Source organism: Aequorivita marina (genome assembly GCF_031631895.2).
Taxonomy (GTDB): domain Bacteria; phylum Bacteroidota; class Bacteroidia; order Flavobacteriales; family Flavobacteriaceae; genus Aequorivita; species Aequorivita marina.
In genome coordinates this window covers 27799-49518 of record NZ_JAVMBW020000012.1, presented here as the reverse complement: position 1 = coordinate 49518, position 21720 = coordinate 27799, and the positions used below count along the sequence as shown (strand labels likewise).

General features: G+C 37.2%; 20 protein-coding genes and 1 pseudogene. 5 read left to right on the top strand and 16 right to left on the bottom strand.

Annotation, left to right across the window (positions count from 1 at the left end):
• Positions 1–3: 3 nt before the first annotated feature.
• From QPK98_RS12145 to QPK98_RS12110, 8 genes and pseudogenes are all read right to left on the bottom strand, one after another.
• The gene (locus tag QPK98_RS12145) at positions 4–174 is read right to left on the bottom strand and encodes an N-6 DNA methylase (RefSeq protein ID WP_310993708.1); all 171 of its coding nucleotides are present in this window, start codon (positions 172–174) and stop codon (positions 4–6) included.
• Positions 175–209: 35 nt separating this feature from the next.
• Positions 210–356, bottom strand: a complete 147-nt coding sequence (locus QPK98_RS12140; protein WP_310993706.1) for an N-6 DNA methylase — start codon at positions 354–356, stop codon at positions 210–212.
• Between the two features lie 84 nt (positions 357–440).
• Positions 441–596 carry a hypothetical protein gene (locus tag QPK98_RS12135; RefSeq protein ID WP_310993704.1) on the bottom strand — a complete coding sequence of 52 codons (156 nt, stop codon included), beginning with the start codon at positions 594–596 and terminating at the stop codon, positions 441–443.
• A gap of 30 nt (positions 597–626) precedes the next feature.
• A pseudogene (locus QPK98_RS12130) lies at positions 627–680 on the bottom strand (hypothetical protein); the annotation flags it as partial.
• A gap of 286 nt (positions 681–966) precedes the next feature.
• A complete protein-coding gene (gene tnpA / locus QPK98_RS12125; RefSeq protein WP_310993702.1) occupies positions 967–1425 on the bottom strand; it encodes an IS200/IS605 family transposase in 459 nt (152 codons plus the stop codon).
• Positions 1426–1642: 217 nt separating this feature from the next.
• Entirely contained in the window at positions 1643–1978 is a 336-nt protein-coding gene (locus QPK98_RS12120; RefSeq protein ID WP_310993701.1) for a hypothetical protein, read from the bottom strand.
• Positions 1979–2099: 121 nt separating this feature from the next.
• Positions 2100–3122: a hypothetical protein gene (locus QPK98_RS12115; protein WP_310993700.1), complete on the bottom strand. Its 1023-nt coding sequence runs from the start codon at positions 3120–3122 to the stop codon at positions 2100–2102.
• Positions 3123–3205: 83 nt separating this feature from the next.
• Positions 3206–4270: a PDDEXK nuclease domain-containing protein gene (locus tag QPK98_RS12110; protein WP_310993699.1), complete on the bottom strand. Its 1065-nt coding sequence runs from the start codon at positions 4268–4270 to the stop codon at positions 3206–3208.
• 1138 nt (positions 4271–5408) lie between these two features.
• Here QPK98_RS12110 and QPK98_RS12105 point away from each other — a divergent pair.
• From QPK98_RS12105 to QPK98_RS12085, 5 genes are all read left to right on the top strand, one after another.
• Positions 5409–7502, top strand: coding sequence for an amino acid carrier protein (locus tag QPK98_RS12105; protein ID WP_310993772.1), 2094 nt, complete (start codon positions 5409–5411; stop codon positions 7500–7502).
• A gap of 184 nt (positions 7503–7686) precedes the next feature.
• Entirely contained in the window at positions 7687–8520 is an 834-nt protein-coding gene (locus tag QPK98_RS12100) for a helix-turn-helix domain-containing protein (RefSeq protein ID WP_310993696.1), read from the top strand.
• A gap of 98 nt (positions 8521–8618) precedes the next feature.
• Positions 8619–9941, top strand: a complete 1323-nt coding sequence (locus QPK98_RS12095) for a TolC family protein (protein ID WP_310993692.1) — start codon at positions 8619–8621, stop codon at positions 9939–9941.
• 22 nt (positions 9942–9963) lie between these two features.
• Positions 9964–11025: an HlyD family secretion protein gene (locus tag QPK98_RS12090; RefSeq protein ID WP_310993691.1), complete on the top strand. Its 1062-nt coding sequence runs from the start codon at positions 9964–9966 to the stop codon at positions 11023–11025.
• Positions 11026–12642: an MFS transporter gene (locus QPK98_RS12085; protein ID WP_310993690.1), complete on the top strand. Its 1617-nt coding sequence runs from the start codon at positions 11026–11028 to the stop codon at positions 12640–12642.
• 274 nt (positions 12643–12916) lie between these two features.
• Here the strand turns inward: QPK98_RS12085 and QPK98_RS12080 are convergent, their stop codons facing one another.
• The 8 genes from QPK98_RS12080 to QPK98_RS12045 all read right to left on the bottom strand — a co-directional run bounded on the left by QPK98_RS12080 (position 12917) and on the right by QPK98_RS12045 (position 21581).
• Positions 12917–13996 (bottom strand): PCMD domain-containing protein, encoded by a 1080-nt coding sequence (locus QPK98_RS12080; protein WP_310993688.1) that lies wholly within the window; start codon positions 13994–13996, stop codon positions 12917–12919.
• Positions 13997–13999: 3 nt separating this feature from the next.
• The gene (locus QPK98_RS12075; RefSeq protein ID WP_310993687.1) at positions 14000–14782 is read right to left on the bottom strand and encodes a hypothetical protein; all 783 of its coding nucleotides are present in this window, start codon (positions 14780–14782) and stop codon (positions 14000–14002) included.
• Positions 14783–15045: 263 nt separating this feature from the next.
• Positions 15046–15822 carry a glucose 1-dehydrogenase gene (locus tag QPK98_RS12070; RefSeq protein WP_310993684.1) on the bottom strand — a complete coding sequence of 259 codons (777 nt, stop codon included), beginning with the start codon at positions 15820–15822 and terminating at the stop codon, positions 15046–15048.
• Between the two features lie 125 nt (positions 15823–15947).
• Positions 15948–17633: an amidohydrolase gene (locus QPK98_RS12065; protein WP_310993681.1), complete on the bottom strand. Its 1686-nt coding sequence runs from the start codon at positions 17631–17633 to the stop codon at positions 15948–15950.
• Between the two features lie 39 nt (positions 17634–17672).
• Positions 17673–18134 carry a hypothetical protein gene (locus QPK98_RS12060; protein WP_310993679.1) on the bottom strand — a complete coding sequence of 154 codons (462 nt, stop codon included), beginning with the start codon at positions 18132–18134 and terminating at the stop codon, positions 17673–17675.
• Between the two features lie 10 nt (positions 18135–18144).
• Complete coding sequence (locus QPK98_RS12055) at positions 18145–19917, bottom strand: alginate export family protein (protein ID WP_310993677.1); 1773 nt, start codon at positions 19915–19917, stop codon at positions 18145–18147.
• Between the two features lie 3 nt (positions 19918–19920).
• Positions 19921–20712 (bottom strand): SDR family NAD(P)-dependent oxidoreductase, encoded by a 792-nt coding sequence (locus tag QPK98_RS12050; RefSeq protein ID WP_310993676.1) that lies wholly within the window; start codon positions 20710–20712, stop codon positions 19921–19923.
• 230 nt (positions 20713–20942) lie between these two features.
• Positions 20943–21581 carry an HdeD family acid-resistance protein gene (locus tag QPK98_RS12045; protein WP_310993675.1) on the bottom strand — a complete coding sequence of 213 codons (639 nt, stop codon included), beginning with the start codon at positions 21579–21581 and terminating at the stop codon, positions 20943–20945.
• Between the last annotated feature and the right edge of the window lie 139 nt (positions 21582–21720).

The window sequence follows — 21720 nt, the reverse complement described above, 5'->3', positions numbered from 1 at the left end:
TCATTAAGCAAAGCAAATTCTACGAGTATTGGCAACAATTTCGTTTCCGTGAAAGGTTTTATTCTTTAAAAATTCCTTTTCTTCTCGGTCTAATTTGTTGTTTTCTACAATCCAATCGTAAGCTGCTAAAAAGAAACCACCCGTTCCACAGGCAGGATCAACAATGGTTTTCATTGGTTTTGGTTCTACACAAGCTACCATTGTTTTTATCAATGCTCTTGGGTAAAATATTGGCCAGCGCCACTTTTGGTGTCTTCTACGTTTTTCTCTAAAAGACCTTCGTAGATTTTACCTTTTATATCGGCTCCCATCATACTCCAATCTTCTTTGTCAATGAGATTGATGACTTTTAGCAATTTGGCTGGGTCTTGTATTTTATTCTGACTTTTGATAAAAATTTGTCAAAGTGTTCCTTTTTATGTAGAAAGCGTACGCAATAATTAGCTGTAAAACGATTCTAATTTTGCACCACGTTTGCCAGATAAGGTTTCCCAATTGGCTATTTCTGCATCTGCAACCTCGTTGCCTTCAACATCTTTTAGCTTTGGAAAAACCAAACCTTTGTTATAAGGTGGTTTATTTAGCTCGTCTGCCATTTTTAAGAATAGCAAATAGGTAATTTGTTCTAAGTATCCATAACCAACACCATCATCACGAAGTACGTTGGCGAGGTTCCATATTTTTGATATGATTGAACTGTCTGTCCTTTCTTTCTTCTTACTTTAATATATCGCGACGATGTGGCTTATCGTTGTCTTTTATTCTTAATTATGTCGCTCCTTTGGAGCTTTTATCGTTTTGTTTCTTTTTGTTTTATTAATATGCCGCCACGCTGTGGCTGTTACTATGTGGCTTATTATTTATTTGTTTTGTGCTCCATAGGAGCAAAATATTAATAGCACCAGGGGTGCAGGATATTAATAGCCACATCGTGGCGAAAATGAATAGCTCCGGCGGAGCGAAATATTATTCATCATCAAACAAATATTCATTTTTATATTCAATTTCATATGCGTTTAAAAATTCAATGTACTCTTCTTTAAATGTTTTTTTCTTGTGACGCTCTTCTTGATTTTTAATATATTCAATCACATTTTTTACACCTGATTGACTTACCGTAAAAGCACCAAAGCCTGTTTGCCATTCAAATTTTCCATTGATGAATTGTGTTTCATTAATCCATTTTGAAGAATTTGCTTTTATATCTCGTACCAAATCTGATAAATTACAATTAGGTTTTGTTCCGATTAACAAATGAATATGGTCAGGCATACCGTTAATAATCATCAATTTTTGATTTTTATTTGATATTATGCCTGTTACGTACTTATATAATTCATCTTTCCATTTTTTTGAAATATGGTTTCGTCTGCCTTTTACGGCAAATACGATATGAAAATATAATTGTGTGTAGGTGTTTGCCATATTAATATGTCGCTCCTACTGAGCTTAATTTTGATTTATTAAATTTTTCTTTTAACGCTGTGGCTTTATTATTTTATCGCTCCTGTGGAGCTATTACCTGTTGTTTTTTTAAATATTAATATATTGTCACGCTGTGGCATTTTTAATACTTGTTTTTCTTGTGCAATTGTTTCAAATTATTTTTTTTAATTTTTGCTAGCTCCAGAGGAGCAAAATATTAATAGCACCATAGGTGCGTTTTGTTTAAAGCTCTGTAAGAGCGATATAATTTCCATTTTTCATTTTTTCTTCTCCTTTTCTCTGCTTTTATCTTCTCCAACAAAACACTAGCAGGCTCATACTCCTTATCTAATTTACATTCTGCAATTTCTTCTTCACTTAACAATTTACCCTCAAAAGCTTTTTTAAGAATACTTTGGCGTAATGCCTGGACTTTTTCTAAACTGGCTGTTAGGTCTTTTTCAATGGTATCACAAACCGATAAACCAATCTCAATTTTTTGGACGATTTGGTGTTGTATATTACTGGTATTGAAATGTTGACAACCAAGCATATTGCGGATAGGGTTGCCAACACCTCAAAAGCATCATTATGAGTTAGTTAAATTTTAGATGTTATATTTAAAGAACGGGATTAGTGCTTTTTATAGGGCACGTTGTTAAGCACAGTCTTTTTCACTTTTCAATCATAAAGTTTGTAAATCCGCTGTACTGCTCCAATGCTTTTTCCTTGTCAGAATCTTCAGGCATATTTCCAATTAACTTTTTTACTGAACTGAAAATAAAAGGAATGTGACTTTTATTTAAGAAATTTGCTTTAGCCTTAATATCAGATATTGAATTTGCATACCATTCTTTCCGTTTTTCATTAACTTTAGATAACTGCTCTTCATTTAATTTAGGAAACCAAACTTTATTGTTTAAACTATCTGGTAAAAGTGGATGTTTATATTGCCAAGAGGAATAAACTTCAAGCTTTCCTTTCTCTTGGTCATCTTGAAAGTTCAAATAGAAAATTGCCTGTTCTGGGTCAAATCGTCCATTTTTTACAGCAGTTTTTAAAATAGGTTCTAAATCTATAACAGTTTTATCGTAACTTCTTCTTTGCGCTGTATGATGCAAAACAATATCGTGTGGTTGGTTTCTTAAATAATTACTATATCCTAATTCCATTTGAGATGGAAATCCGTTTGAGTCTGTAAATTCCAATATTCGTTTTAAGTTTATTTTCCGATTTAAATTTATCGTATCATCGTGAGTATCATACATTGGTCTAAACAATTGGTCTCTATTATGAATTTCATTAAATTCCATTCGTAAGGCTTTGTCGTATCTCAATTCCTTTTTTGATATTAACTTTTTCCATTCTTGTTCAGTCATATATTTTCCAACAAAAACTGATTTCACAAAATCTAATTCATCTGAATTGTCAACTATCTGTTGTAGGTAATAATTCCTTTTCTTGTAATTCTCTATTAATTGACTTGACAATGCAGAATTGAAAATATCTTTTCCAAATGGTTTTTCTATTGAACCAAACGCAATTTCATATTCGCTCAATGATTTTTCAAAATCTTCATTACAAATTGCGAGTTCAGCATTATTTATATGTTCAAAATATTTTTCAGCACGAATTTCTATAGTTTTCGAGCATCCAAAAAATACTGTAAAAATTAATAAGTATAATGTGTATCTCATAGTTTTTTTCAAATTGTGCCTAACGGTTCGGCTATGCGTAGTACGCAGTTTCAGAGTAATAACCTTTCATCTTAGCACAAAGTTTATTTATTGGCGTCCCTTTCGTTTTTATCTTCTTCGCCCGCATTACGTATAGCCATTGTTAGCATTTGTTTTAATTCTTGCGAGTTTGGTACTTTTCCTTTTAGTTTTTTCGGGAGTTCGTGCGTTAATTTATATTCTGAAACTCCAATCGGTTTTTTATTCGTTCTCAAAGTGTATTCAACTTCAATGGTGTCTTTGGTAGGGCAGAGTATTATTCCAATTGAAGGATTGTCGTCTGGTTGTTTTTCTTGCTCGTCCAACAGTTCAAGGTAGAAATTCATTTTACCTGCGAATTCAGGTTCAAATTCTACTGTCTTCAGTTCTATGGCTACCAAACACTTTAAAAACCTATGATAGAAAAGCAGGTCAATGAAATACTCTTTTTGGTTTAATTTTAACCTGTATTGATTTCCTATAAAAGTAAACCCATAGCCTAGCTCCAAGAGCAAGTCTCTAATATTTTCTATAAGTCGATTTTCTAATTCTCTTTCTAAAATAGGCTTATTGATTCCAAGAAAATCAAGACTATACTCACTTTTTAAAGCTTCATTCGCTTGTTCCGAAAGATTAGCAGGAAGTGTTTCTTGAAAGTTGCTCTGTTTTGGATCAATCAAGTGGTGTTTATAGGCATTTGCTTCAATTTGGTTCAACAAAACCGCTCTACTCCAACCTAATTTATCCGTAGCGTTTAAGTAATATTTACGCTCTTCTCTGTCCTTTATTCGGTGCATTATCAGCAGATTCTGCCCCCAAGGTATGTTAATCGCTAACTTCAGAAGTTCAGTTTCATTCTTATATTCAAGATAGAATTGTCTCATCCGCCATAAATTTTGAGACGAATATCCTTTTATTCCATCAATCTGTTTGTTTATGTCTTTGGATAAAGTGTCAACAATTGATTTCCCCCAATTATTGGTGTCTTGATTCTTGACTATTAATTTTCCAATTTCAAAATTCAGTCCTATGTGGTGCTTATTTAACGATTTGTATGCTTCATATCGTGTAGAGTTAATGGTCCGGATTATCTCATTGAAAAAATTGTCATATTGTTTTAAGTCATTCATTTAGTAATTGGATTTCTCGCACGCTTGTGATAGTAAGTCAAAAATACAAAATCTCGCACAGCTGTACGAGATTTCAATTCAGCCATTCTCATATTGCAGAACGCGGCTTTTCAATAAATGCCAACATATCTATATACAATACACACAAAGCCAATTTACATATATTATCCGTGCACCACTTCCTCTAAATAATCGCTCAAAACCCAACACGCAATTCCAAACCCAACCGGCCAACCGCTTAACTAATCTTAAATTTTTCAGGGGGATAAAATAATAGGCTTCGCTTTCAAATATATTAAAACTATCGAATCCTTTATCTTGATTACCTTAAAAAATGGCTCTATGTTGTTTCAAGTGGGTGATTTTCATCAAAGATCAAAATTTTATAAGTGCAGTTTTGGCCTAGTAAAAGTTTACGTGAAAAATGATCCGCGATAGTTATCGGGAGAGTGGAGGGTTAAGCAAACTTGCGCCAGCCGATTGAATTATTTTAATTTTAGCTGTCTTGAATAATTCAAAATCTTGAACTAACTGAAGCGAGCCTTTAGTTTGCACCGCAACGAGGGAGATTTTTAGTAAAGTTTTGCTCAGCCTAGCCTTTTACTTGCATGTGACGAGTGAGGCACGAATGAGAGTAATGCACACGTTTTTTTTGGCAATGAAAAAAATGAACAATTATATTTACATGATTCAATTTTAACTGTTAGACCTATTTTTATTATTACAAAAATTAATCTACCCACTACATTCAATCTAGAACCAAAAAAATTAACAGTTACGGTTTTAGTTTAATCGTTCAAGTGCAAAATAGACCGTATTTTAGTTTATAATGGTTGTGTTAAAAATCACTATGTTCAGTTAAAGAATCCAGACCGCTCTGCTAAAGGAAACAAGAACCAGGACTAGACACAAACTGAAAAAACAATCAATTGTTTTTATTCGGAAATCTTCTTGGTTCTGCAATAAAATTGAAAGTTTATAAACACCAAGTCAAACCAAGAGGAATGCTCGTAAAATAACATACAAGGCCACTTTCTTGACCAGAAAACTAAGAAAATAGGCAAATACCTTTGGAGGACTTATCCTTATGGTTAAATTGCATTTTTTGATAAAAAAACTGATAAAACCCCATAAATTGATGCTTAAATCGTCTATTTTATTCTTATTTTCCTTTTTTCTACTGCAAACTGCTCTTGTTGAGGCACAGGATCAACCTAACAACGAGCTTTACCTTAACTTGATATTAGACAATCCTTCGTCTGAGATAAATAATGCAACCGCAAAAATTCAAGTTAAAGGTGGCCAACCGCCGTACCAATACAAATGGAGTAACACCTCCACTTCTTTAAGCTCAGACCGTTCTATAGGGTTAATTGAAGGCATGGACCATTCGGTTACCGTAATTGACGCTAATGGAAAATCCACTTCAGAAACCTTCCGTATTCCTGCAGAATCTATCGTTGAAGTTTTTAACAGCAAGGTACAACCCGCCGTAGATGTACTAGGAGCCATTCTATTCTGGGACCCCTTTGCTTCCATTGGGGTTTATGATCCTACGGTTTATATTTCGCACGAAGACCTCTCGCCACCATTTTCAAATATTGAACACGAACAATACCTACTAAAAAAATGGCTGGTTCCGGAAGGCGCGCAAGTAACCGAAAAACAAGAGATTGCACTGCTTGAAGTTGACGGCGAAGAAACAATGGTATTCTCAAAGTATGACGGAACTCTGCATCATATAATTAAGGAAGATACTTTAATTACACCATCCTCCAAGGCATCAACCGCTGAAGAACTCACCCTAGGCCGGATTGATTTCAAGAAACCACAAGCTTTGTTGTATCCAAACGGTGAAGTGGTAACCAATACCATCCCTTTTATTGTTATCTGGTTAATCTTAGGAAGTATATTTTTCACCTTTAGGCTAAAATTTATCAATATTCGAGGGTTTTTACATTCCATAAACCTCGCAAGAGGAAAATATGACGATCCCGATGCGCCCGGAAGTATTACACATTTTCAGGCTATGGCTACTGCGGTATCGGCTACTGTAGGATTAGGGAATATTGCGGGAGTAGCGGTTGCTATATCCTTAGGTGGTGCCGGAGCCACATTTTGGATGTTTATGGCCGGATTCTTCGGAATGTCGCTGAAGTTTGCCGAATGTGCTATGGGTGTAAAATATCGGTTTATCGATGCCGATGGCCGTATTTTTGGTGGCCCAATGAATTATCTACGCCATGGTCTTGAAAAACGAAACTTAAAACGATTGGGAAAATTTTTAGCCGCAATGTTTGCTGTCTTAGGTGTAGGTGCTTCTTTTGGCGGTGGAAACATGCTGCAGTCCAACCAGGCTTTTAAAATTGTATCAGAACAAATTCCAGTGCTGCAAGGTCAAGGCTTCTGGTTTGGCGTTGGCTTTGCTACCTTAGTTGGAATCGTGATTATTGGTGGGATTAAAAGTATTGCCAAGGTTACCGAAAAAGTAGTTCCTTTTATGGCTATTCTATATATAATTGGATGTTTGGTGGTTATTGGTACTAATATTGAAGGCCTCGGTGGGGCTTTTATGGCAATTCTTGACGGTGCCTTTTCTGCCGATGCGTTAAAAGGTGGATTTATTGGAGTCCTTATCGTAGGGCTACAACGGGCTGCTTTTTCAAGTGAAGCCGGAGTGGGATCGGCTGCAATTGCGCATAGTGCCGCTAAAACAAACCAACCAATTGCCGATGGTTTTACATCGTTAGTAGAGCCTTTTATTGATACTATGCTCGTTTGTACCATGACCGCCCTGGTATTAATCTTTACCGGAAAACACGAAGGAAATTTAGAAATGGGCGGGGTTGAACTTACCTCAGCTGCCTTCGGAAGTGTAGTCTCTTGGTTTCCCGTAGTCCTAGCAATCGCAGTGTTTTTGTTTGCCTTTTCTACTATGGTCTCCTGGTCTTACTACGGAATGCGATCTTGGACGTATTTATTTGGCCGAAGCAAAAAGGGCGAATTGGTGTACAAACTTATGTATTTAGTTTTTGTAGTATTAGGAGCTTCTGTAAGTCTGGGCGCCGTTCTCAGCTTTGCAGATATGATGATCTTGGCAATGTCGTTCCCTAATATTGCAGGACTATACCTCCTTTCTCCTGAAATATATGCCGATATGAATGCGTATTTAGAAAAATTAAAAAAAGGAAAACTCTATATCAATGAGAAGTTTAGGAAAGTGGAAGCCTAACTGGGAAGACGAGAGATTTCAGAATTGAGGTGTGAGACCGATTGCCTTAATTTCTGGTAATACTATAATAGAAATCACATTTTAAGAGACTTGCAGGCATTATATGTTTTTGAATCCGAACGATCTTTCTTAATGTTTTAAAATATTTAGTGTTACCTTGAATGCTGTAAGCCCAAAATGCAGCATGGACCAATCATCTTTTAAAGTTTATACTGAAAAAGCAATCCAAGAATTTTTGGATAACGAAGATGTGTATCAACTTTCGCCACCTTTTTTTCTACTCGTAAAAGAAGGTGAAGTAAAGTTAAAATCGAACGAGTTGTATGTAGCAAAAGAAAGTAGTTTAAGCGTTTCGGCTAAACAGGAGCCTGTAAACATTGTGGAGGTGTCTTCTGCTTGCCAATTGTTATTACTGGAATACGACAGACAGGAAATTCGGAAAATGTCTTTTCAACTTAACTTAATCGATGTTTTTAAGTACGTTTATACCAATACCCGTTTTAGTTTTACACTTCTGAAGAACGATTTTGAAGACCTTTGGTTTTTGGCTGGTTATATTGCGCGTCAATTTCAGGATCATCAAAACATAAACCTTTCCAATCAGATACTGCGGCATTTGAATTACTCCTTTTTATACAGTGCAATAGATAAATTAGATCACAGCAACCAATTGGCCTCGCAACCCACTACTCAAAAAGAGAAGTTAGCACTTCATTTTTTTCAGAATTTACAAACAAAAGGAGATTTTAGACTAAAAGTAAGTGATTATGCCAAAATGCAAAGCGTAACCACACGGCATCTTTCGGCAACCATAAAACAACTCACGGGAATGACCGCGCAGGAAATTATACACCGGTTATTGTTGAGCAAAGCCAAGAAGGAATTATCTGGTTCGCTCATGCCCGTATCTGAAGTTGCTTTAGAATTGGGGTTTATCGACCCGTATACTTTTAGTCATTTTTTTAAGCGAAATACCGGGATGAGCCCCAGCGAATTCAGAAAGAATTATCAGGATTAAGATAAAATCTTACATTTTGACATCTATTCTGTAAATACAAGTATTTCAGAAGCTTAAGCATTACATAACTTTGCGCTTCAATTAAACAGACAATCAATATGAAAAAAATAATTAATAGATTTTGTATTCCGGTTTTTTTACTGGTGTTTGCATTTCAGCAATCATCGGCGCAGGAAAAGGAGGTTCGCAAAATGACCATCCAAGAATTGGCAGATAGTGTGATGGCCAATAACATACAGTTAAAACTTGCTAAATCTTCGGTAGATGTAGCTGATGCCCGAATCGGAAACGTAAAAACCAATAGGCTGCCAGATATTGGTGCCGATATGCAAGCTATGTATTTAAGCGATGTGAACATCTATGACAAACATTGGAAGCATATAAATGAAGTTGATATTCCCAATTTTGGACATCAATTTAATGTTTCGGCCAATCAATTGCTCTTTGCCGGTGGTAAGATCAATAAATCTATCCAATTGGCAGAATTGAGTAAAGATCTTTCCGAAGATCAGTTAAAAGATACCGATCAGGCCATAAAACTAAATGCCACGCAATTGTATCTAAACCTATACAATTTGCATAACCAGTTGAGGATTCTGGAAGAAAATAAAAATTTGGCTCAGGAGCGTGTGAATAATGTACAGGCATTTTATAAAGAGGATATGGTGTCTAAAAACGAAGTTTTACGAGCCGAAGTTTTAGAGCGACAATTAGAACAAAGTATGCTGCAGGTGCAGAATGCTATTGAAATTACCAATAAAAATCTACGCCTTTTTGCTGGTATAGAAGAAGACATTATGATCCTTCCCGATATTAGTAACATCAACCACCAAATTAGAAGAGAAGATGAACTTTTTTACCGTGAGATGGCATTTAATAACAATCCGCAGTTGAGTATTAGCGATACACAAATTGCTATAGCTGAAAAAAATCTGGCGCTTACCAAAGCAGATATGTTCCCAACATTGGCAGCATTTGCCGGTTATAATGCCAGCCGACCACAAACCGGCGCAAACCCCGTAGATTATTACTCCAACACCTACCAAGTAGGACTCAATTTGTCTTATAATATTGAGTCGTTGTATAAAAATCCTAAAGCGGCTGCAGTTGACAAACAATTGATAGAACAATCTAAATTACAGAAAACTGCGATCAGTCAGCAGATTGAAGCCGACGTAAATAATGCTTACAATAATTATATACAGGCTATTAAGCAAAAAGAAGTGAGCCGGGTTAACGAAAAGGCAGCAGCAGAAAACTACCGCATTACCAAACTTAAATACGACAACCAATTAGTTACGGTTATTGAGATTATTGATGCCTCCAACACCAAGTTGGAAGCCGAATTGCAAACCCTGGACGACCAGACGGCAATAATCCTAAACTATGTAAAACTACTGCGCGTTACCGGGCAACTTTAAAATTCAACTAAAAAAATACATCATGGCAGATTCAGAGAAAAAACATAAACCCAAGAACAAACTGTATTTAACGCTTTTAAATGGTTTTGTATTTATCATTACCCTAGTGGCAATATGGTTTATCATAAAGAACTATCTACACATTAACGACGATACTTATGTTAATGATGCGCAGGTAAAATCTTACATCAGTCCTATAAACTCTAGGGTTTCTGGCTATATAGACGAAATAAAGTTTGAAGAGCACCAATCGGTAAAAAAAGGTGACACCTTAGTTATTTTAGATAAGACCGAATTTAAAAATGCTGTGGCTCAAGCCCAAGCAGGTTTAAGTCAGGCAAAAGCAAATAAGGCCTCGGTGGCATCTTCGGTAACACGGGTGCGCACTAGCGAAGGCACGGTAGAAGCTAATATTCTGGGGGTAAAAGCACAGTTGCAAAATGCAAAAGCAGATTTGGCACGTTATAAAAATTTGTTAGATCAGGATGCGGTAACCCTGCAACAATACCAACAAATGGAAACTCAAGTAGAAACTTTAAAATCGCAGTACAATGCTATGCAGTCGCAAAAAAGCACTGCCCAACTTTCTACCGATGAAACCCAGTCTAAAATCGCAGTAAGCGAAGCACAAATTGAAGCAGCAGAAGCTACTCTAGATCGGGCAAAACTCAATTTAAAATACACAGTAATCACTGCCCCCGAAGATGGGGTGATGGGAAGAAGAACCGTTACCAAAGGTCAGTTTGTACAACCCGGGCAGCAAATTGTTGCTTTGGTACAGGAAAATAACAAGTGGATTGAAGCCAATTTACTGGAAACTCAATTACCTCTGGTAGAAATAGGCGATGTGATAGATTTCACCATAGATGCGATGGGCGATACCGAGTTTGAAGGGAAAGTGACCTCCATTTCGGCTGCAACGGGCTCGGAATACTCAGCAATCCCTACCGATAATTCTGCAGGAAACTTTGTGAAAGTACAACAACGCATTCCCGTAAAAATAGAATTTACCCAAAACAACGACCAAAAACTATTGAATAAGGTACGCGTGGGAATGAATGTGGTAATGACCCTAAACGACTAAATGATGTACAATAAAGGTTTATTTGCAGACTGGCTTCCTAAACCGGCGCAACTTGTACTGGTATTAGTTTTCCTATTGCCCATTCTGGTAGTTAACGGAGTCTATACAGGCAATATTGGCTATATGTCTGGTAGTTTGGGAATGCCAAACTCCTGGCTAGTTTTTGCCAATTATGCCGGCGTTGTGGGAATGGGTGTGAGCATGCCAGTTATTTTTAGGTATAAACTGGCGTTTTACACCAAATACCTTATGCTACGTACATTTTTGGTGTTAGCCCTTTTGTCTTTTATCATCGGTACCACAGATAGTGTAGGAGTAATTGTTATCTGTACGTTTTTTATAGGCTTCTTTAAAATGTTTGCCCTAATTGAAGTGATTATGCCGGTTATGATGATGATAAGCCCCAAAGGGGACCGAGCGCAGTTTTATGGTATTTTTTATCCTGCTGCCATTATTATTCCACAAGTGGTTGGCTATTTAGCAACTCGGGTAGGCTTTTTTAGCTTCTGGGAAAATATGCACTTTTATATGGCCATAATTATGCTGTTTTGTGCCTTGCTAACCGTAGTGTTTATGCATAATTTACGCTATGACAAAAAAGTACCCTTAAAAGGAGTAGATTGGTGGGGCTTGTTTTTATACACCACCATTTTTATTGCAATTGCCTATTTCGTTTCCTTTGCTAAACAACTCAATTATTTTAGGTCAGAAAACATTGTGCTTGCGGCTGTTGTGATTGTGGTCGGTATTATTTTTTATGCTATCCATCAGCGAAAAGTTCCCATGCCTTTTGTTGACTTTAGAACGCTAAAAAACTACAATGTAATTCACGGGATTATGATGTTGTTTATGCTGGGGTTTTTCCTTGCCGGAAGTTCTTTGCAAAGTAAGATCACTCAGGGAATTTTAGGGTATAGTACAGTATTAGACAACTCTTTTAACCTATGGATGATCCCCGGGATTGCTTTGGGAAGTGTTTTTAGTTTAAAATGGCTTACCAAAAATAAATCCTTAAAAATTTATATTCTTACAGGGTTTACTGCATTTTTGGTTTACTATGTATTGATGTACTTTTTGGTATCACCAAACCTAAGTTATGAACTTCTTATTTTACCTAATATCTTACGTGGTTTCGGAATGGCTGTGCTATTTATTGGGGTTTGGTTGTATGCACTTAGCAACCTATCTATGGATGCAACTTTGGGAGTGGCTGCAGTACTTATCATTACCAGAACTATGTTAGGGCCCGCCATTTGGAGCCTGGCGTTTAACTATATAGACAGTATCTGGAATCTGGAAGTGATGACCAATTTTGCCGGGAAGTTAGATGCATCGGCGTTTTCACAGCAGGGCGCCATGAGTTTATATAAAAACCTAAATTTAGATGCTTTAATGATTTCTACCAAGAGAATTTATGGTCTTTTAGTGTTATTGGGCGGCGCAGTATTGATTTATGTTTCTTTTTTAAACTTAGAAGGTTTGGGAAAACGCAAACTCGTTTTACTGCGGAAACGTTTAAAAGGACAAAGTGTAAAAGGCTATAAACGTGAGGTGGAAAGTGAAAACGAAGAAGAAGTAAAAACCGAAGCCACCGCAGCCAGTGGAACAGCGGTATAGTTGATAATAACATTGTAACGATGCCTTGATTTGGGAGTGATCCCAATCTATTTTTCCTGCTTCAAGCTTTGGTTTGGAGCAGGGTTTTTAGGTATTTAGGAAGAACTCAATATATTCTTCCAAATGTTTCAGTGTGGCAATCAGATTATCTTGTGCAAACTTTAGTTGGGTCAATGTTATTTCGAGTGAGTAAAAGTAAGCGACTTACATAAGAATGTCACCCACCTCCAACCTCAGCGTGATAAAATTAATCTGGCGATTATACGTTTATAGGTTATTCATATACCATCTCTATATCATCCACTACAAGCAAGCTACCAATTGCGCCGGCAAATTTATCACCATCAAAACTTGAGGCCGACACAAAGGAAATATGTGTAGGCAAAATATACGCAGCCGTTTCGGCATCTACATATAGGTTATTTTCCGGTTTCATATAATCGGGAAAACTGGCATCTAACGGACCATACGTAAATTCAATTTCCATGGTGGATAGGTCGGGCTGTGAAGTGTCACTTCTAAACCATGCTGTTGCAAGTCTTTGTACTTCACCGTCCAGACGAACTTCCAAAAGTGCATATATATCGCAAGCATCGCTGTAATCAAGAACATTCCCTTGTTTATCCTTGTTTATTTCTCCTGGTATATAACTGTATTTAAATTTCAGTTTTTCGGGTCTGCCAGTAAAAGGTGTTCCAAATTCAGTGGCAGCGGCTGGGTTTGTTGGGTCAATGGCATCAGGATTGAAGATGCCGGTAAAAAGTGAACCTGAAGAGATGGGAGCTCCAAAAATTGTTCCCAGTGGTCCGTTATCCAGTGTTTCCATTTGGGCCGCCAAGTTGCCATTGCCCAAATCTTTAGGTATGGTTGCCAATCTATTCAACAGTTGCGTACCTCTATTTCCAGTTGCCCAAATAGTGTTATTGGCGGTTTCTCCCGGCTCAAAATAGCCTGTTGCCGTTTCATACCATTTATTCAGGTCATTGTTATCTAATTGTGGAGCTTCCGAAGCAACAAACGCATTGATTGCCCAATTACGTTCCGTTCCGTTTTCTGAAATAATACGTATCAAGACCTCGTCATTTAAATCTATAACATCTCCTTCTGCCAAATTACTACTAGCAAAAGACGACAGTTCCAAGGTTTGTACCGTAATAGCTGATAAATCTACACCTCCGGGAATTTCTACTGTTACTTTTGCACTAGCTCTATCTATCTCAGCATTACCAGATTGATTACTAACCGCAATTTCCTTAATATTGGCATATTCAGATTCTCCAAAATGATCTTCTTTTATACACGATGTTAAAAGTAGCGCTGTTCCTAAAATCAGTAAAATGTGTTTAAAATCCATGTTTTAGCGTTTTTTATTGTTCATAATATAATAGGCCAAACCTACTTTTAAGGAAAGCAAATTCATTTTAAAATCTACATTGTGGCGTACATCGCGCGACTCATCAATCTCGTTCTTGGTTTTATTCTCTACGTTCAGTTCATACCCAAGCACATCCAGTTGTACCTCCAAGGCAAAGTTCTCCATAGCAAAAAACGTTACTCCAGGACTGATTCCCAACCTGAGATTATAATTTTCAGAAAAGGTCTTATCAACTTCATCCAGGTTTTTAACTTCTCGTTTTAAGGTGTTACTCTTGCCCAACGTGAGTCCAACAGCAGTAAAAAAGCTTAATCTTTCATTTGAAGTAAGCGGAATACTGGTTCGATAATTGGGTGTAATACTAAAGCCTCTAGTTATAGTTTTGGATTGTAAGGTATCGGGGTCTCTAAACAGAACACCCTCAAATTTATTTTCGTAAATATTGAAATTGAGACCGATCATTGTGTAATCATTTAAATAATAACCACCCTTAATCAGCAAGTCGAAGTTTACCTTATCGCCATCAATAGTCTTTTGAAAAATGTTTTCGGTATTTTCCGATTGCCTATCTTCCAATGACATTGCAAAACCGAAATAATACGTTCCCTTCTCATACGGATTGAAGTCAGTGTTGTAGTAGCTTGAAAGCAACTCATAGGGAGTGTATTTTTTTTCTTCTTCTTCATCTTTATCAAGAGTAACTTGAGAATTAGCAGTACAAAAAGAGAGAATAAAAACTGGTAGTAAGAAGTATTTTATTGCCATAATAATATTTTAAGTTTTTTATGTGAAGGTTGTTCTCGCTTTAAATACTTCAAAAAAATTATAACCCCCAGAAATGGTAGTGATAATTAATAAAGTTGATATAAAATAAAAGATTCCGTTTTCTATAGCTTTTAAACCTGAATCATTCACAAATAATTTCTGCCGTCAGCAGCCACTTTAATTTTAAATGATTAAGATACCACGTAACAGCGTAAAAAATTCACAGATGGATATCGCAATCCATCTGTGAAAGCTATAAATTATTAATCCAAGGTTTGAACGCCACCACCATTCACGAAAATTACCTGTCCGCTGGTCCATTTTGAAATTGGCGCTGCAAAGTACAGTACTGCACCTGCAATATCTTCTGGTTCTCCCAAACGATTGATGGGTGTGTGTGCCAACATTCTTTTTTCAATTTCTGGGGTCAAAACCGTACTTAAAGCATGGGTTTTTACCGCTCCCGGTCCAATAGCGTTTATACGAATTTCATCTGGGCCATAGTCAAACGCCAAGTTACGGGTCATGTGATTTATGGCGGCTTTGGAAGAGGCATACGCGCTAATTGCCGGACTCTTATTTACCGAAGCCATGGACGACATATTGATAATACTGCCGTAACCCGATTTTTTCATATGAGGCGCTACTAATTGGCACAGACGCCACATACTAAACACATTCATTTCAAACACTTTTTTAAATTGCTCCACATCAATGTCATACGGACTTTCCTTTCCGGCGCCGCCACCGCCAACATTATTGACCAAAATGTGTATTCCGCCATATTTCTCCACGGTTTTATCAACCAAGTTTACCAAAGCTTCATCTTTGGTTACGTCGCAGTCTATAGCAATTGCTTTCCCGCCGTTGTCGTTTATTTCTTTCGTGGTTTTTTTGGCATCTTCCAAATTGTAATCAGAAACCACCACATTGGCACCAAAAGCCGCAAGCATCTCGCAACTTGCTTTTCCTATTCCGTTTGCGCCACCGGTTACGATAGCTGTTTTTCCTTTTAAATCAAATAATTTTGATGTATCCATAATGCTTATTTTTTTAATTAAAATTCTATTTTTTACTCGATAATCGAGATTTAAAGGTTCCGAAGCTTAGCTCGAAATCAAAAGATTTTTCTAAATATTTCCGTACAGGCTTGTGCCGAGGAAGTTTATTTTTTATAAATAGTCTTACCCTCTTTAATGGTTTCCAACACTTCTATTTCCTTTATTTTCATAGGTTCTACCTTAAGCGGGTTTTTATCCAAAACCACCATATCGGCCAATTTCCCTACTTTTAAACTTCCTTTTTGGCCTTCTTCAAAAAATTCATAAGCTGCGTGACTGGTAATGGCTTTTAAGGCTTGATAAGGTGTAGCTCTTTGGTCTGGGCCAATAACTTTGCCCGATCTGGAAACGCGATTTACAGCTGTCCATACCGTGAAAATTGGATCTATGGGCGTTACTGTAGCATCGGAATGATTGGTATATTTTAAGCCCAGTTTTTCTGCGGAAGCGATAGGACTTAAAAAGAAAGCGCGTTCTTCTCCTAAATTCTCTACATGTACATCGCCCCAAAAGTAAGCGTGGTTAGTAAAGAAAGAAGGCTCCATGTTATATTTCTTGTATGTTTCCAATTGATCGGGACGTACAAATTGTGAGTGAATTACTATCGTTCTACGGTCCTTATCTAAAGGCTGCTCTAATTTTTTACAAGCGTTTTCGTGTGCGGAAATCACCATATCTATAGAAGCGTCGCCATTACTGTGAATAAACAACTGATTATCTGCCTCGTAAGCTTTTAGAAATAATTCGTTTAGGGCTTCTTGCGATAAATTTGGAAATCCCCTGCAATCGCTTTCACATCCGGGAACTTCGGTTAAAAATGGCTCTGTAAAGTAGGCTGTTTTTCCTTGCGGGGAACCATCGGCAATTATTTTAGTGCCTTGTAGTTTAAATCCATTTTTATAGGTTTTCCACACTAAAGTAGAATCGCTTAGATTTTTATCCAATTCAGAAAAACCGGGCAGGGCAATAAGATCCATTTCCAGTTTTCCGGAATCTGCTTGCGACTGGAAAAACTCAATAGCATTGCGGTCGGTCATTCCGTCCTGAGCAGTAGTTATACCGTTTTTAGCATATTTATCTTGGGTTGCGGGAAAAAATTCGGCTTGTTTGCTCTCCAAAATTTTCAGCATATTTCCCACAAAAGGATACATCGCGGTTTCCTGCACTAGGCCGGCCGGTTCCTGTGAGTTTGGCATTCGTTCAATACTTCCGCCTTCGGGATTTTTTGTTGCTGCAGAAACATTCATTTTCTCTAAAGCCATAGAATTTGCCACGCCCATATGGCCGCTGGTATGTACAAGATAAACCGGGTTGTTTGGTAATACCGAATCTATTTCGGTTTTGTTGAGGTGACGTTTTTCGTCTAACTGGCTCTCATCATAACCCCAACCAAAAATCCATTCGCCATCAGCAATGTTATTTTCGGTTTTATATGCTTTCATTTTTTTTAAAACATCGGCAATATTTTTTACATCGCCCACTGGCGGAGAATTCAAATCTACCTGCCCCATCGTGTTGCTTACCATCCCAAAATGGCTGTGCGGATCTATAAAACCGGGCAGCAGTGTATTTCCATTTAAATCAATTTTTTTAGCATCGGCATAATTTTCTTCCGCTTTAGCTTTATCGCCTACAAAAACGATCTTACCCTCTTCTGCTACCAAAGCTTCGGCATAGACAGGCTCTTCAGAATCCATGGTAAGGATGTCGCCGTTGTAATATAGTTGTGCAGCTGTACTGGTGGTTTTAGTTTCCGATTTTTTTTCGGTGTCTTTACAACTAAAACTCACAGCTATGAGTACAAATAGATAGATAATCTATTTCATAATTTATTTTTTGTGTTCTTTAATTAAAGTACTTTCCTTTAATGTAAGGTAATTTACAAAACCAGACACAATTCCAGCAATTACCCCAATAATAATTAAGGCTGAGATCAGGGAAACTTCTACAGTTCCCATATATTTTTGCCATAAAACCGCTAAGGAAGTCAGTACTCCAAAGGTGAAAAAGCCGTGTTTTATTGTGAGCCAAAAAGTAGTTGGCCAGAAAGGAGCTTTTTCCTCCTTTATTCCGAAGTAAGCGACCAAAGTAAGAATCATAGACAAGGTAATGGCAAGAACAACCGCCGTTCCCAAAACCGTTTCGGTAGTATTGGTTATTGAATCTACCGAGATAGGAATAGATTCATGCCCTTTTAAAAAGAAATATTGAATTCCGCCGTTAATTACTGCGTTAATGACTCCCGTGAGGACGGCGCCTTTTATTAATTTTGAGTTTGTTTCTGGATCCATAGTTTTTGGTTTAGTAATTAATAAAAATAGCCGCTTGTACGGTAAGCCAGTTCGGCACACTTTCAGCAAAAGCCTGATCTATTGCCTTGCCAGGAATACCATAAGAAACCACACCCAACAAAGTGAAATGTTCTTTTATTAGTCCCTTAAGAGTGGCTGTAAATTCGTGTCCCAATTCCTTATTGGTTAAATCAGTAATGGGAGCCAATCCACCATTATTGCTTAAACTGTTGGCGCGCAAATAGAAATAATCAAAAGATAAGGCCATACTTTTTGTTACCCAACTGGTTACCTCTACCCGATGCGAAACCAAGTTGCCATTGCCCAAGACCTTTCTAAAATTAAGGCCTTGCACCCAATTGCCTAAACCACCCGTTAAAATAGGGTCAAAGCGTTCGTAAGTATTGGTGCTGGCATCATCGCCCTTCATAAAAGCATAACGATAATAAACCGATGGTTTAGTAGGTAATTTCTTTAAGCTATAGCCAAGCCCTGAGTACCATGCGTACGATTGCATATCTTCCTGAGTATGGTTTTGATAGGCATATTCCGATTTAAAGAATAAACCAGTGCCACCAATGTCGGTAAGCCATAACTTTGGATTAATCACGTACATTCCTTTCTTCTGAATAGAACCTTCTGGGGTGGCATACTTTGACTTGCCGCCAGTGGTTGCTATATACGAAATTCCGGCATCCAGATTTTTATTGTTGTTGAAGTTAAAGGTTCCTATGGTATAATTGGTGTTTTGTTGCTTGTCCTTAAACAGTTCTTGTGGCTCTAAAAAGTGTCCCGACAAGCGGAATTTCCCCCATTGAAGCGAAAGATTTGCGTTTTTTTGATAGGTTGTTCGCGAAGAAATATAAGTACTGCCACGCGGCCCTGCATTGGACGAACCCGAATATCTTGAAAACAAAAAGCCATCATTGAGTTGAAAAAAATTTCTACCGTAATTGGCATTTATGGTAATGTTGCTGTTTTTGCCCAAACCGGTCATTAAAAATCCTGTGTAGAGGCGTTCAAAAGCAATATGGCCAGCCCTTCCCGACGAATAAATATCCGAAGTATTTCTAGCGGAAGCCAAAACAGAAGCTTCACCATACCAATAGATATTGGAACTGCCCAATTTTGAAATCCCCGAAACTCCTGGTTCCACAAAAGCTTCCAGCCAAAAGCGGGTCTCATCTCCAGCAGGAGCATCGGCTATCGGATTGCCCTGCGTAAAAGCTTCGCCCTTAGCAAACAACGCATTTTCATCGTTATAAAGCCCCACGCCACCGTTGACAAGAAATTTGAATTGCGATTGACCAGACTCATATAACAAGGGAAAGTCTCCTCTTTCTTTCGAAAAGATTCCTTTGACTTTTTTTTCTTTTTCGGTCGTTTCAGTAAGTTCTACAAAAATCTGCAAGGATAAGGAACGACCAATAGTTCCGCTACCATTTACGGATTCATACAATAGGTAGTAAGCATTGGTCACATTGGGCTCTTCCTTGATTCGGGCAATGGCCAAATCTGTGATCAACGGATTAAAAGTGGTACCGGGCTTAATAAAAAAAGCATTGTAAAAATCCTGCATATCTTGTTCTCCTACACCTACTCTACTGGAAGCGTCCAGAATTTCAATCTGCACATCTTCAATAAAGTTTCCGTTTGCAAACTGCGGATTTACTTTTTGAGTTTGTTGGGCTGTTGAATATTGCGCAGACAAAAGCAGCATTAGGCAGCATAAAAAGCCGCCCAATCCTGTTTTTAAATTATTATATGTAAGAAAAACTCTCAAGATTTATGAGGTGGGCATTTTACTCTTATAAACACCCCCACCGTTAACGGTAAGCTCAATACCAGTAATCCAAGATGCGGCATCGCTCAATAAAAATGCCATTGCCTGGGCAATATCTTCTGGAAGACCTCGTCTTTTCAGCACAATTCCCTTTACTACATTGTCTATCATTTCTTGGGTATAACCAGCTTCTTTAGAAGATTCACCATTATCTACCGTACCAATAATTAAAGAATTAAATCGCACTTCAGGCCCTGAGGCAACTGCCATACTTCGCGACATATTCAAAAGACCTGCCTTAGCTGTACTGTATTCAATAAATTCTGGCGAGGGCGTATTGCCAACCGCAGATCCTGAAAATACTACCGAGGCATTCTTTTCCTTTTTAAGATAAGGCATACAGAATTTTGTCAAATTATAGGCACTTAGGGTATTGAGTTTATATCCATCGATCATTTTCTCAGAATCAGATCCAAAAAGTGGTGTATTTGCACCCCAGCCCACGTTGTTTACTACAGCAGAGATTTTTCCAAACTTATCTACTGTTGCTTTTACAAGGTTTTCAATTTCATTTTCTTCGGTGAAATCGATTTTCATTGCCAAGGTTGCGTTTCCGGTTTCCTTTTCAATATCAGTGGCGATTTTCTTTACTTTTTCCTCTGCCAAATCGGCCATAACCACATTGGCTCCCAATGCGCTAAGGAATCGTGAAGCCTCACTCCCAATAGCACCTGCGGCACCACTAATGATAATTACTTTTCCTTTAAAATCGAATAATTCATTAATTGTTTTCATATAGTTTTCTTTAAAAATTAGTACATATTAAGTCAGCCCAAATCATCTTTAAATAGCGTCTCTTACAACAATAGTAATACACGACACTATTTAACAGCAAAATTTTTTATGGACCCTTCGTTAGGTATTTTGTGTAAGGTAATTAAAAACACCACAATTGTTCATATTTTTTAATAAAACATTAAACAATATTTTGTGTTTATAAGAAGAATTAAGGTTTATACACGGAATTAATCATCCCATTCGTCTCTAATTTCCTCCATAATATCATCATAACGCGCTCTTAACTTAGCTGAAATGTTTTTAGAAGACTTGTGTATTTTTCTAAGTTGAAACGATAAAAGGATACTGAAAAGGCCTGCAAACAGAAAGCTTAAAGCAACTAGAACAACTACGCTCATTCCGGCAAATACGGGGTTCCAGATTAATAAAAATGAAAATATCGCACCTAAAATGCCAAAGACTAACAAGCCGCCCCAGTTTTTACTTCCGTACTTTTTAAGATCCATAGCATAACTTATTGATGATATGGAACGGAAAAGAAGTAGAAACCCTATATAAAAAGCCAATACACTAATTGAAAGCCCCGGATGCATTACAAGAGAAGTTCCAATAATAAAGGTTAAAATACCAAATGCCAAGGACCAGCCCCAGTTATCCATTCGGCTTCTGTTGGCTATTGCAAAGACAATTTCAGACAGGCCACCGAATAAAAACGAAAGGGCAAAAAGAAGGGACAATGTCATTAAAGAAGTTATTGGCGATGTAAATACTACGATACTCACAATAACGAATAGCAAACCAACCAGTAACGGAATGTACCAATGCTTAATTGAATTTTTGATAGAATTTAAAAATGAGTTTTTCATGATTTTTGGGGTTTAGTTAATTTAAAATATATTATTCTATTTTGATTTTAAACAGGGCAAATAAGCTAATTATCAATTGATATCATCATAGTTTTGTAGCAAAAACTTCAACCAGAACATTATCTTGAAGAAGTACTTG